Source organism: Carnobacterium sp. GW821-FHT04C06 (assembly GCF_059420345.1).
This window is the reverse complement of record NZ_JBWKTN010000004.1, coordinates 318,082-330,860: the sequence shown is the minus strand read 5'-3', so window position 1 is coordinate 330,860 and position 12,779 is coordinate 318,082. Positions and strand designations below refer to the sequence as shown.

Annotated in this window: 14 protein-coding genes; 9 read left to right on the top strand and 5 right to left on the bottom strand. The window is 34.4% G+C overall.

Features of this window, described 5'->3' with window-relative positions; genetic code table 11:
- Nucleotides 1-13 precede the first annotated feature (13 nt).
- The 5 genes from AC07SW_RS09015 (at nt 14) to AC07SW_RS08995 (ending at nt 4,645) form a co-directional block, all read left to right on the top strand.
- The gene (locus AC07SW_RS09015) at nt 14-1,102 is read left to right on the top strand and encodes a 3D domain-containing protein (protein ID WP_272947676.1); all 1,089 of its coding nucleotides are present in this window, start codon (nt 14-16) and stop codon (nt 1,100-1,102) included.
- Nucleotides 1,103-1,122: 20 nt separating this feature from the next.
- Nucleotides 1,123-1,368, top strand: coding sequence for a hypothetical protein (locus tag AC07SW_RS09010; protein WP_034568210.1), 246 nt, complete (start codon nt 1,123-1,125; stop codon nt 1,366-1,368).
- 164 nt (nt 1,369-1,532) lie between these two features.
- The gene (locus AC07SW_RS09005) at nt 1,533-2,876 is read left to right on the top strand and encodes a DUF6056 family protein (RefSeq protein ID WP_463684834.1); all 1,344 of its coding nucleotides are present in this window, start codon (nt 1,533-1,535) and stop codon (nt 2,874-2,876) included.
- Nucleotides 2,877-2,907: 31 nt separating this feature from the next.
- Entirely contained in the window at nt 2,908-3,303 is a 396-nt protein-coding gene (locus AC07SW_RS09000) for a hypothetical protein (RefSeq protein ID WP_463684832.1), read from the top strand.
- Nucleotides 3,304-3,406: 103 nt separating this feature from the next.
- Nucleotides 3,407-4,645, top strand: coding sequence for an MFS transporter (locus AC07SW_RS08995; protein WP_494632704.1), 1,239 nt, complete (start codon nt 3,407-3,409; stop codon nt 4,643-4,645).
- Nucleotides 4,646-4,689: 44 nt separating this feature from the next.
- Here the strand turns inward: AC07SW_RS08995 and AC07SW_RS08990 are convergent, their stop codons facing one another.
- Together AC07SW_RS08990 and AC07SW_RS08985 are read right to left on the bottom strand one after the other, a co-directional pair.
- Complete coding sequence (locus tag AC07SW_RS08990; RefSeq protein ID WP_034568212.1) at nt 4,690-5,418, bottom strand: amino acid ABC transporter ATP-binding protein; 729 nt, start codon at nt 5,416-5,418, stop codon at nt 4,690-4,692.
- A complete protein-coding gene (locus tag AC07SW_RS08985; RefSeq protein ID WP_135023096.1) occupies nt 5,411-6,853 on the bottom strand; it encodes an amino acid ABC transporter substrate-binding protein/permease in 1,443 nt (480 codons plus the stop codon). The genes AC07SW_RS08990 and AC07SW_RS08985 overlap by 8 nt, the downstream gene beginning before the upstream one ends.
- 232 nt (nt 6,854-7,085) lie before the next feature.
- Between AC07SW_RS08985 and AC07SW_RS08980 the strand changes: the two genes are divergently transcribed.
- Entirely contained in the window at nt 7,086-7,667 is a 582-nt protein-coding gene (locus tag AC07SW_RS08980) for a TetR/AcrR family transcriptional regulator (protein ID WP_135018252.1), read from the top strand.
- A gap of 18 nt (nt 7,668-7,685) precedes the next feature.
- Entirely contained in the window at nt 7,686-8,258 is a 573-nt protein-coding gene (locus AC07SW_RS08975; RefSeq protein ID WP_135023094.1) for a GNAT family N-acetyltransferase, read from the top strand.
- A 59-nt stretch (nt 8,259-8,317) separates the two neighbouring features.
- Here the strand turns inward: AC07SW_RS08975 and AC07SW_RS08970 are convergent, their stop codons facing one another.
- Complete coding sequence (locus tag AC07SW_RS08970; protein WP_034568216.1) at nt 8,318-8,833, bottom strand: LURP-one-related/scramblase family protein; 516 nt, start codon at nt 8,831-8,833, stop codon at nt 8,318-8,320.
- Between the two features lie 189 nt (nt 8,834-9,022).
- Between AC07SW_RS08970 and AC07SW_RS08965 the strand changes: the two genes are divergently transcribed.
- Nucleotides 9,023-10,012, top strand: a complete 990-nt coding sequence (locus tag AC07SW_RS08965; protein WP_487528551.1) for a D-2-hydroxyacid dehydrogenase — start codon at nt 9,023-9,025, stop codon at nt 10,010-10,012.
- A gap of 29 nt (nt 10,013-10,041) precedes the next feature.
- On the opposite strand, the gene pdxK is transcribed toward AC07SW_RS08965, so the two are convergent.
- A complete protein-coding gene (gene pdxK / locus AC07SW_RS08960) occupies nt 10,042-10,866 on the bottom strand; it encodes a pyridoxine/pyridoxal/pyridoxamine kinase (protein ID WP_034568218.1) in 825 nt (274 codons plus the stop codon).
- 85 nt (nt 10,867-10,951) lie between these two features.
- Nucleotides 10,952-11,821 (bottom strand): Cof-type HAD-IIB family hydrolase, encoded by an 870-nt coding sequence (locus AC07SW_RS08955; protein WP_034568219.1) that lies wholly within the window; start codon nt 11,819-11,821, stop codon nt 10,952-10,954.
- A 199-nt stretch (nt 11,822-12,020) separates the two neighbouring features.
- On the opposite strand from AC07SW_RS08955, the gene AC07SW_RS08950 reads away from it, so the two are divergent.
- Nucleotides 12,021-12,701, top strand: coding sequence for a uracil-DNA glycosylase (locus AC07SW_RS08950; RefSeq protein ID WP_119908582.1), 681 nt, complete (start codon nt 12,021-12,023; stop codon nt 12,699-12,701).
- Nucleotides 12,702-12,779 lie beyond the last annotated feature (78 nt).

The following is a 12,779-nucleotide window of genomic DNA, read 5'->3' as shown; positions in this document are numbered from 1 at the left end:
GTGTTGTCACTCTGTGAAGATAAGAAAACTGGTTGCAAGTATGATAATTGCATTCATCAGCATTAACTTAATTGCAAGCGTAGGTCATGCAGCTTCTCTTGATGAAATTTCAAAAGAGCAACAAGCAAAACAAAGTAGCATGGCAGCAGTAGATAGCCAAATCAGCGAAACATTGGTTTCTCTAAATGAAAAAAATAAAGAAATTGAAGATTTAAATACACAAATTGCAGATAAAAAAGCAAGCTTATCAACAACAGCTACTCAAATCAAAGAAAAACAAGCAAGCGTAGATGAACGAATCGAGCAAGCTAAGAAACGTTTGCAAACTCTTCAAACGTCTGAAGTGAATAAAAATATGGTTTTAGTTATGATGGAATCTGAAAGTGTAACAGATTTCTTCAATCGTGCAATCATGGTTGGAACGTTACAATCAGCTGATAACGATAAATTAGAATTAGCAGTTAAAGAAAAAGAAGAACTAGCAAAATTAGAATCTAAATTAAAAACAGATGCAGTTGCTCTTGAAGAGAAAACAGTAGCTGTCGATAAACAATCTAAAGAACTAAACACCAAAATGGTAAGTCTACAAAAAACAATGGACGATAACAAAGCGGCTTTAGATGAATTGGATAAACAAAAACAATCAGAACAAAAACGTGTAGACGATGAAGCTTCTGCTAAACAAGCAGCTGAAGCAGCGGCTAAACAAGCGGCAGAAACAAAAGCTGTTGCTGTTCCAGCTGCAGATACTACACCTGTTGCCACTCCAGCAACACCGAATGCTCCAACTCCATCAACGGGTGGCGGTGCTTCTTCAGGGAAAACCGTTATTGTTGAATCAACTGCTTACTCAGTTGCAGAAAGTGCATCAAGTTTTTATACGGCTTTAGGAATTGATCTACGTCAAAACCCAATGGTTATTGCAGTTGATCCTCGTGTGATTCCATTAGGTTCACGTGTTGAAGTTTCTGGTTATGGCACAGCAATTGCAGGAGATACTGGTGGCGCGATCAAAGGAAATAAAATTGATGTTCACTTCTCAAGCGTAGCGCAATGTTTACAATGGGGACGTAGAACCGTTACTGTTAAAATTTTAGACTAAATAAAAAAGGTGTCCTGTATATGGTAGATATCGAGTTTTATAAAGAACAAGATGAAGAAGCCTTTTTAGAACGTTGGGAAGCAAAATTTGGTGAAATTGAAGATATCGATGCTTTTTATCAAACCATTGCAACTACCGTTCAAAAAGAATATGAACAAAATCAAGTCAAATTAGGTAATAAGTATGTTTATGAAGGTATCTTAGTTGGATATGTAGATTACAATACTTATAATAATTGGTTTTTGTTTAGTAGTTCAAAATTATAAAAGAGTGAATTCATTAATGAATTCACTCTTTTTTTATCTTAAAATAATGTTAGAAAAACAACTTTCAAAATAATCTATAATAAAGCTATTTCTGATGTTATAATGAAAATAAATAGAAGGTGTGAATCTACTTAGATATAATTAAAAGTTTCCCTGGAGGATATATGATTAATCAAAAAAATTTTATTAAAAAAAGTGGTAGTTATCTATTACTTGTAACAGTAGTAGTACTTGTTTATTTATTTCATTTAAATTTTGATATATTTGAAATTTCTGATGATGCTTGGTTTAAAAATGCAGGTGAATATTTTCATTTATTTGATTTTTTAAAATGGCGTTATTTCCACTGGTCTGCGAGGTTATTTCCAGATGCGGTTGCGTATTTAATTTTTAAGTTGCCTATCGTATATTGGAGAGTATTCAACACGGCATTGATCGTATTATTGGGTTATTCAATTTCACGAATATTTAATAGTAAATGGAAGCCGTTTGCTAGTGTGAGTGCGTTACTTATACTAGGCTACATTTCATATGATGTTCTTTATTCTGGTTATTTTTGGATTACAGGATCATTTAATTATTTATTGCCTATGGCACTGGGAATGTATGTAATGATTCCTTATGCAGATTCTTATTTTAGAGAGACTGAACATCATTTTTCAATAAAAACAATTCTTTTATTTATAGTTGTATTTCTATTTTCCTTTTCTAATGAACAAGTTTTAGCATGTGCATTAGGCGCAGCCTTGTGTTATCACATAACAATATTCATCCAGAAGAAGACAGTTAATCCTATTTTATTGATAAGTACAGGACTCATGTTAATTGGATTTATCATTATGTACGTATCCCCCGGAAATAAATTGAGATTTGTTTTTGAAGAGGCTCGCTATTTTCCTGGTTTCAGTTCTTTATCCTTATTGGGGCGTACAAAAATAGGAATGTTTTGGATGTATCAAATGATCAGTCAAAATATGATTGTATCCGTTGTTTTAATTACTATTTTAACCCTAATCATTACTAAACCTAGTTGGTATAAAAAGATACTTATAGTATTGAGTACACTGATGATAAGCTTACACCATGTTCGTTCTGATTATATGATGGATTTTGAATCTCGCAGCAAAGTTCCTGTTAGATTATTTATGGATACTACCAAACTATTTTCTTTGGAATTTATCTACTATGTATTGCCATTTGTTCTATGGACATTTTTTTTTGGAATATTGATTTTATGTATTTTAAAGAATGTAGATCATCCTATTTTTATAGGACTTTGCTTTTTAGCTGCCTTTACATCTTGTATTTTAATGTTCTTTTCTCCAACGATTGTTGCATCAGGTCCGAGAGTTCTTAACTGTTTTGGGTTGATTTTAAGTCTAGTTTCAGTTTACTTATTTCATCAGATAGTTGAGAAATATCAAAATGAGAGCTATTCTACTTTTGTTTTAGGTATTTTTCCAGTTGTTGCATTTTTAATGTATTATCTTCGATTGAAAAATCAGTAAGAATAGTTGGGAAATTTGGAGGAGAATAATAATGATAAAAAACTATTTTTTATTAACCCTATTGATGCCAGTTTTGTTAATTGCAGGGTGTGTTTCTGAAAAAAAAATTACATTAAAAGAAATTGGAGTCCCCATAGGTAAGGTTGAAATTGAACAAATGATAAAAGAATATAAATCTGAAGCGGAAAATAAAAATCAAGATGTTAAATTAATGTTTGTAAAAAAATTGAATATGAAAAAAGAAGAGGTCTACTACTTGGCTTACATTGATGAATACTTACCCAATCCAGCTGGTGAGACATTTAATAGTGTGATTGTAAGTAAATCAGATTTGAAAAACAAAAAAATTAATAAAGATTTAACAGCGTTTATTTCTAAAAAAGAAATAAAAAAAATAAAGAAAAAAGTTGAGTTTTCTTATTATTAATTAATGACTTAACTAAAATCAGATATCAACTCCTTTTTTCTAGTTACGATCTAGAAAAAGGAGTTTTTATGTTTACATACCAAGATAAAGGAAGTAAATGAGAATGGAAAAAGAACGAATTGAAGAAAAAAAAAATAATAAGATGCAAGTATCCGTCTCGATTTTCTGGGGATATGTTGCAATTTCAATTTTTATGATAGGGAGTGGATTAGAACAGGCTTTTTTGTCAAAACAATTGCTTGATTTAGGGTTTTTATCAAGTCAATCAGCAATGGTATTTACGATATACGGGGTATCAGTTGCGATATCAGCATGGCTTACAGCGATTTTATCAGATTTAATAGGAATTAAAAAATTAATGATCTTTGGAACAGTTAGTTGGATCATTTTTCAGATTGGATTTATTGTATTTGGAATTCTCCCAGGAAGTTATATGATGATTATAATAATGTATGGTTTAAGGGGGATAAGTTTTCCGTTATTTGTCTATGCTTTTATCAGCTTACTTACTCAAATAACACCAACTAAAAAATTGCCAAGTGCAATGGGGGCATTTTGGTTTGCCTATTCACTTGGGCTAGGTGTATTTGGGTCTTATCTACCAAGTTTAACAATTCCTAAAATTGGTTATGTTGGGACACTGTGGTTAGCGGTTCTTTTTGTGGGAATGGGTGGTCTGATTAGTTTATTTGGTTTAAAAAATGTCCCGATATCTGTGAGACAAGAGGTGAAGCAGGGAACAAGCGAAACCTTTAAAGATAGCATAACCATTCTATTTCGCAAGCCAAAAATCTTTTTAGCAGCCATCGTAAAAATGATTAATCAATTGGCAGCAAATGGCTACGTTATTGCGATGCCTCTTTTTTTAACAAGTCATAAAATTGGCTTTACAATGTCAGAATGGCTTCAAATCTGGGGGTTAATGTATTTAGTTAATATTGCATTTAATTTGATTTGGGGAATGGTTGCCAATCATTTGCCGTGGCATCGAGTGGTGGAATGGTTTGGTTGTGTCGGAATGGCTCTTGCCTGTGTTTTATTTTATTATGTTCCGTATTTATATGGTCCTAATTTAATAGCAATGTTTGGTGTAGCAGCGTTATTCGGTGCGGCATTAGCAGCTTTTACACCTATTTCAGCTATTTTTGTAGCGTTGGCACCTGAAGAAACAGGAGCGGCAATGTCGATCCATAATTTAGCCGGTGGGCTAAGTCAGTTTGTTGGATATGGGGTGACGGGCGTGTTGTTAAGCTTGTTTGATACTGCAGGCTTTGTTTGGAGTATGGCAGGCATTTATTTAATAGGAGCCGTTTGTGCTCACTTTTTAGCAGCTGAGGACTAGCAAAAAAATAACCAAACTACGCTTAAACGTAGTTTGGTTATTTTTTATAGAACTTTTTCTAAGAAATTTTTAGTTCGCTCATTTTTAGGATGATCGAAGACTTCAGTAGGTGTTCCTTCTTCGACAATATAACCGCCATCCATAAAAATAACACGATCGGCCACTTCTTTAGCAAAGCCCATCTCATGCGTTACGACAATCATGGTCATTCCTTGTTTAGCTAAAGTTTGCATAACTTCTAAAACATCCCCAACCATTTCAGGGTCGAGAGCGCTTGTGGGCTCATCAAAGAGCATGATGTCTGGAGACATAGCTAAAGCTCTTGCAATCGCGACACGCTGTTTTTGACCACCTGAGAGGGATTTAGGATATGCATTGGCTTTATCTTTTAGACCAACCGTTTCTAACAAACTTAAAGCACGTTTTTTTGCAGAATCTTTTGTTTCTTTTTTTAGTTCAATTGGAGCTAATGTGATATTTTCTAAAATAGTTAAATGTGGAAAAAGATTAAAATGTTGGAAAACCATCCCGATATTTTGACGAACTTGATTGATGTCAATAGTTGGGTCCGTTAAATCGTAATCATCTACAATCACCGTTCCACCATTAATTTCTTCCAAGTGATTCATACAACGTAAGAAAGTACTCTTACCAGAACCAGATGGGCCAATCATACAGACAACTTCGCCTTCTTGAATTTCTAAATCCAAGCCCTTTAAGACTTCTAGACTGCCATAGCTTTTCTTTAAATTTTCAACTTTTAATTTAACCATTGTTGATTCTCCTTTCAAGACGATTGGATACTTTTGTTAGGAACGTAATCACGATAATATACATTAAGCCAATGATAAACCACATATTTGAATCGTAGGTTCTAGCGATAATGATTTTACCGGTTTGTGTTAATTCTACTAATCCGATAATGGATAAAATTGATGTATCTTTTAGTGTAATAACAAATTGATTGATAAATGAAGGGATCATAATTTTAACTGCTTGAGGCAAGATAATTTTACTCATTGATTTTCCATAAGGCAATCCGAGACTTCTAGCAGCCTCTAATTGACCATTGTCAACTGCATTGATACCACCACGAACAAGTTCGGCAATGTAAGCACCGGCATTTAAGCTTAAAATAATAATCGCAGCTAACGTAGCAGGCATTTTGAGTCCTAGCATTTGTGGGATGGTAAAGTAGACGAAGAATGCAAATACAATCATCGGTACGCCACGCATGATATCAACATAGATCATTGCAATCCCACGTAAAATTTTACTTGGTGTCACACTTAGTAAGCCAAAAAGAATGCCTAAAACAGAAGCAATCGCAATTGAAATCAAGGTAATCAATAATGTTTTACCAAGTCCAGCCATTAATTGACCAGCATTTTCTTTTGCTAATGCTAACGTGCTTGTTTTTTCAACTTTCTTATCAGCTTCGCCTAAATAACGATTTTGAATTTTTTCATACTCGCCATTGTTTTTAAGATTCGTTAAGCCATCATTGAACATTTTTAACAATTCTTGATTTTTGCCTTTATTAACAGCAAAGCCATATTGGCCGCCTTTTTCTTTATCTGTTACTAATTTTAAAGGTACATTTTGAGTAATCGCATAAGCCATTACTGGATAATCTTCAAAAGCAGCATCAGAATTTCCAGCTTTAACGTCTTCGTACATATTAGAAGAATCATCAAAGGTCGTCACTTTAAAACCATATTTATCTTTAATCGATTGAGCAAATTCAGCGCCTTGAGTTCCTGTTTTAACAGCTACTGTTTTGCCTTTTAAGTCGTCGTAGCCTTTTATGGTATCGTTTGTATCTGCGACCGCCATTACGACGCCACTTTCAAAGTAAGGGTCTGAGAAGTCGAATTTTTGTTTACGCTCATCGGTAATGCTCATTCCTGCAATAACACCGTCAACTTGATCCGTTTCAAGAGCTTGAACTGCAGCATTGAAGCCAAGGGGTTTGATTTCAACCTCAAAACCTTGATCTTTTCCAATGGCTTTTAACAAATCCATGTCAATTCCTACAAAATCACCTTTTTTATCTTGGAATTCAAAGGGGGCAAAGGTTACGTCCGTCCCGATAATGTATTTTTTAGTTGTTTCAGCAGCTGCTTTTTGTGGGGCTGCAAAGTTAAATAGCACACCTAATAGTAGTGTGATAGATAATAGAAATAAGTGTTTTCTATGTTGTTTCATCATATCTCCTCCTGTTTAAGAATTCATTTTATTTCAAAATTAAAAAACATGCAACTAATATGTAATCACGTTATGTCAGAAGATATGACATTCTTTGTAAGGAGTTTAGAGTGAAGCATTTAAGATACTTTAATGAATGGAATGAAAGCGTCAGAACTTATACTATAGTTGACAATTTTGATTATTTAAAATAAAATGAATGAAAGTCAGTCATTTTTGATAGGAGGACTTTATGAAAGATAAAAAACAAAAATTAATCGAAGCAGCGATTGCGATTTTTACGGAAAAAGGGTTAGAACAAACAAAAATCTCTGACATTGTTAAGCATGCAGGCGTTGCACAAGGAACTTTTTATTTATACTTCCCTTCAAAATTAGCGATTATGCCGGCAATTGCAGAAGAAGTAGTGAAAGAAATTTTAGCGGTAGCCAAAAAAGAAGTCAATTCACGAGCAGCTTTTACAGAACAACTCAACCAACTGGTTGAGGTTAGTTTTACTTTGACGAATCGATACTCTGAAGTGATAGCTCTGACGTATGCGGGTTTAGCTTCAAGTGATTATTTAACAGAATGGGAAACCATCTATGAACCTTATTATGAATTTGTTGCTGCTATTTTAGAAGAAGCCATTCAAAAAAAAGAAATGGATGTCACGTTAAATCCTAAACAAATGGCTAGATTAATTATTGGATTAACAGAATCAGCAGCAGAACAACTTTATTTATATGATACTAAACCAAGTCAACAATTGATTGAAGAACAACAACAAGCAACTGCAGAATTTATTAAACGAGCGTTACGAATAACTACCTAAAGGAAAAGAGGAATAACAATGATTAGAAAAGCAACAAAAGCAGATGCAGCATCGATTGCTCCGATGATTATGGTGATTCTAGAAGATATGGAATTAGATGTTTTTAAAACTTTATCAAGAGAACAGGTGATTGAATTATTGATTGCCGGTATTCAAACGGAAGATTATCGTTATAGCTACAATCATGGCCATGTGTGGGAAAAGAACGGTGAGATAGCTGGGATTGTTTTTGGTTATCCAGGAGCAATTGAACCGCTAATTGATGCACCATTAACAGAAATTATTCAAGAAAAAGGGTTTGATACATCGATTCAACTATTTACAGAACCAGAAACATTTCCAAATGAATGGTACCTTGATTCAATTGTTACAAAAGAATCTTTCCGTGGGCAAGGAGTTGGAACAGAGTTGTTAGCAGCTCTTCCAGATTTTGCTTTAGAAGACGGTCAAAAAGTAATTGGTTTAAATTGCGATCAACAAAACCCGCAAGCACAAAAATTGTATGAGCGAATGGGCTTCAAAAAGAACGGTGAAGTGACGATCAGTGGACACTTGTACAACCATATGCAAAAAGAAATAACTAAAAAATAACAAAAACGTTAAATCACAAAGTGGTTTAACGTTTTTTAGTAAGTTTAGAAAAAAGAGTCTTAATACGGTTGAAAAGAAATACGGCGATTTCGAACCTTTTGAGGAAGTCGATTGAGCAATAAATGATCTAGTATTACTGCGATACATAAGCAAATCGGAGCATCTTTAGGATCTTCAATGGATAGGGCGTAAAAGTCTCCAGTAGGCAAATAACTTTTTTCCATCGTCATAATTAACTGGTGTCCTTTTTTTATTTGGTAATGATGATTGTAAAAATCCCCAGTCACCAGCCAGTGAAGCTTGCTTACTTTAAAAAAAGGCATTTTTAAGCCGTAATGTTTAGATAAGCTTCCTACTTTTTGATCTGCAAGATACAAATCGAATTTAGGCAAAATTGACAGTAGGGTTTGCTTTGCTTCAGCAACTAATGTACCGTCAATTTTATATAGATAAAGACCATCGCCAACATTTCCCCATTTTCCAATGAGTAGATAGCAATCTTTTCCAGACTCGTCTTTAATGATAATACGCTCTTGCATGGATACAAATTGTTGTTTCATATATAAATGAATCATAATTATCCACCTCTATGGATAGAATAGCACAAAACCAAGATTAAATCAGTTACGAAAAGCATAAGATTTTTTCAATTTTAGGTGTAAAAAAATATTAAAATAACCTAAATATCGTAATGTGTTAGTATTCAAATGAGGGAGAATGTGCTAAAGTAAAAAAAGAAAATTTCACGAAATGAGGAAGAGAAGATGAAGTTAATTGCGTATAATGTTCGAGAAGATGAAAGGAAATATATCGAAAAATGGGCAAAACGCAATAAAATCGAAGTAGCAATGACGGATGCAAGGATTACTGCAGAAACAGCTTTTCTAGCTAAAGACTATGATGGTATTTGTGCGTTACAAACGAGCGCTTATGAAGCAGAAATGTTCCAATCAATAGCTCAATTAGGTATTCACAGTTTTGCAATTCGTTCGGTTGGCTATGACAGTGTAGACATCGAAGCTGCTAAAAAAAATAACGTGAAAGTGACCAATGTACCAGGATACTCACCGAGTGCAATTGCGGAATTTTCAGTTAGCCAAGCATTGCAATTAATTCGTCGTGTCCCTGCATTTAATCAACGTATGGAAGAGCAAGATTTTCGTTGGAGTGGTTTAATTTCAAAGGAATTGAAGCATATGACAGTTGGCGTGATTGGCACTGGTCGAATTGGCCAGAGTGCAATTGATATTTATCAAGGATTTGGAAGCAAAATTTTAGCGTATGACGTTTATCAAAATCCTGATTTAAAGGATCGCGTTACTTATGTAGAAGAAATAGCAGAGCTTTTCCAACAATCTGATTTAATCACCTTACATGCACCAGCTCTAGAAAGTAATTTTCACATGATTAACGAAGCCGCAATCAATCAAATGAAACAGGGTGTTTATCTTGTTAATACTGCACGAGGCAGCTTAGTTGATACGGATGCTTTATTGTCAGGTTTAAATAGTGGGAAAGTGGCAGGAGCTGCTTTGGATACCTATGAAAATGAAACAGCTTATTTTTCTCATGATTGGCGTGGCAAAACAATAGAAGACACAAGATTACAAGAATTATTAGATCGTAGTGACGTACTGTTAACGCCACATATTGCTTTTTATACAGAAAAAGCAGTTGAAAATATGGTAGATATTTCTCTAGATAGTGTAAAAGAACTTGTTGAAATAGGAAAAAGCAGAAATGAAATTTATTAATTTTCATTTCTGCTTTTTTTTATGAGAACTTAAATTTTATCTTGTTTTGTTAAACGATAGCCACCATGGAAAACAGGGCCAACATACTCGTTGAAATCAAAGCCACTACGGATTGCTTCTGAAACAAAGTCTTTTGCTTTTAAAACAGCGTCTTTAACAGAAAGACCGTTTGCTAGTCCAGCAGTAATTGCAGCTGCAAACGTACAACCCGCTCCATGGTTATGGGCCGGGGTGATTTTTTCTGTTTCTAACACAGTAAATTCAGAACCGTCATAAAAAAGGTCGATGGCTTTATCACCAGCTAAGGCTTTTCCGCCTTTAATCACCACGTTTTTCGCACCCCGTGCATGGATTTTTTCAGCAGCTTTTTTCATGTCCTCTAGATTGGTTAATTTACCTAAACCAGATAAAACACCCGCTTCAAATAAATTAGGTGTAGTGATAGTTGCTAAGGGAATCAATTGATCTCTTAATGCATCGGCACTATCTGGATTTAAGACCTCATCCTCACCTTTACAAACCATTACTGGATCAATCACGATATTTTCTAACTGATGCGTTTTAATCGTTTCAGCAACTAAGTCAATAATAGGAACCGTTCCAAGCATTCCTGTTTTCATTGCATCGATTTTTCCACCTGCTAAATTTGTTTTTAGCTGTTCCTTCACGATAGCAACGTCAATTGGAAAGACATTGTGATGCCAATCGTTGTCAGGATCCATGGTAACAATGGTTGTTAGAGCAGACAAACCATAGGTGCTATATTCTTCAAATGTTTTTAAATCGGCTTGGATACCAGCGCCACCACTTGAATCACTACCGGCAATTGTTAATGTTTTTGGGATAACTGTCATTTGGGAATTTCCTCCTTATATATCGGGTGTAGCATAATTTGTTATTTTATTTTTACGTTAAATCTGTGTCATTGTCAATAGAAAATTATAAGTTTTCATTGATACTGCGCATAATGGCTTCAGCGACACCATTTTCATTGTTATTAGAAGTCAGGTGTTTCGCATGTTTTTTAACGTCTTCTTCCGCATTTTCCATCGCAAAGCTAACACCCGCAACATCTAGCATGGAGACATCGTTAAAATTATCGCCAATTGCCATCACGTTTTCTAATGGAATCCCTAATTTTTTAGCGGTTCGTTTTAAAGCAATGCCTTTTTGAGCGTTTTTATGATTGATTTCGATATTGTTGATAAATGAAGATGTAATCGCTAATGTTCCTAAGCTTTCAAGTTGCTCTTTGATTGGTTGCAAGGTACGTTGACCATCATCGCTAAAGGCGATTAATTTTAAAACTTCAATTGACTCATCATTTACAAGTTCTTGATAATCATCAACATAGTTAATATTCATTAATTCTAAACGAGCAGCAGCGAGAACAACGCCCATTTTATAAGTGGTATCAGGATTTAAATTGACTAGTAAAGAAGCCACAGATTCAATCCGTTTAACTTTACTTTCTGAATAGATTCCTTTTGAAGTGACCATTTCGGCATAGATATTGTGTTCTTTTAATGTTTTTAAAATAGCATGGACTGTTGCTTTATCAATTCCGATATTGTCAATAATTTGACCAAATTCATCGTAAACTTGCGCGCCGTTAAGTGTAATCATCGGACAACTAATTCCTACTTCAGCCAGTAAAGGATGAGCTTCAGTATAGCCACGCCCAGTTGAGACCATAAAACGAATGCCACGACGTTCTGCTTCAGCAATCGCTTCAGCGTTGGTTTTTGAAATAACCATTTTTTCATTTAACAAAGTTCCGTCCATATCTGATGCAATAAGTTCTATCATGATGTATCCCCCAATATGTTAGATTCATTTTAAGTTTACCATTAAATGACTGAAAAGAAACTTAAAAAGTTTGATAAAGATTTTTTTTTACGTTATAAAAAGGAGGGTGGCGTTTGATAATAAAATTAAATAACAGTTGATACGATAGCGTTTTTTTAGTAAAATTTAGGAAGTAGCCTAATTAAAGGAGGATAACAGAATGAAACAACTTATTCACAATGAGTGGCAAGAGGTGTTAAAAGATGAATTTGAAGCGCCTTATTATGAAAAATTGCGACAATTTTTAAAAAAAGAATATCAGGAACAAGTTATTTTTCCAGAGATGAACCACATTTGGGAGGCTTTTGAATGGACGCCTTATGATAAAGTCAAAGTAGTGATTTTAGGACAAGATCCTTATCATGGACCTAACCAAGCTCATGGATTAAGCTTTTCAGTTCAACCAACAATCAAAACGCCCCCTTCTTTGGTAAATATATACAAAGAGTTGCAATCGGATCTAGGGATTCCTCCTGTGAATCACGGGTATTTAAAAGCATGGGCTGAGCAAGGCGTCTTGTTATTAAATACAGTTCTAACAGTTCGAAATGGACAAGCAAATTCTCATCGTGGTCAAGGATGGGAAACATTGACAGATGCTGTGATTAAAAAATTAAATGAACGAGCAACGCCGATTGTGTTTATTTTATGGGGAAAACCATCTATTTCTAAACTGAAATTAATCGATACAACAAGGCACGCAGTCATAACAGCGCCACATCCAAGTCCATTATCGGCTTACAGAGGATTTTTTGGTTCAAAACCTTTCTCAAAAACGAACGAAGCATTAATAAAATTTGGCGAAACCCCAATCAATTGGCAGCTACCAGAAACTGTGTAACACTTTTTGGGTGATACTATATAGAAACTGTATTAGTTTTAATTTAAGAATATTTGTTCTTTAGGGATTTCTTATAGA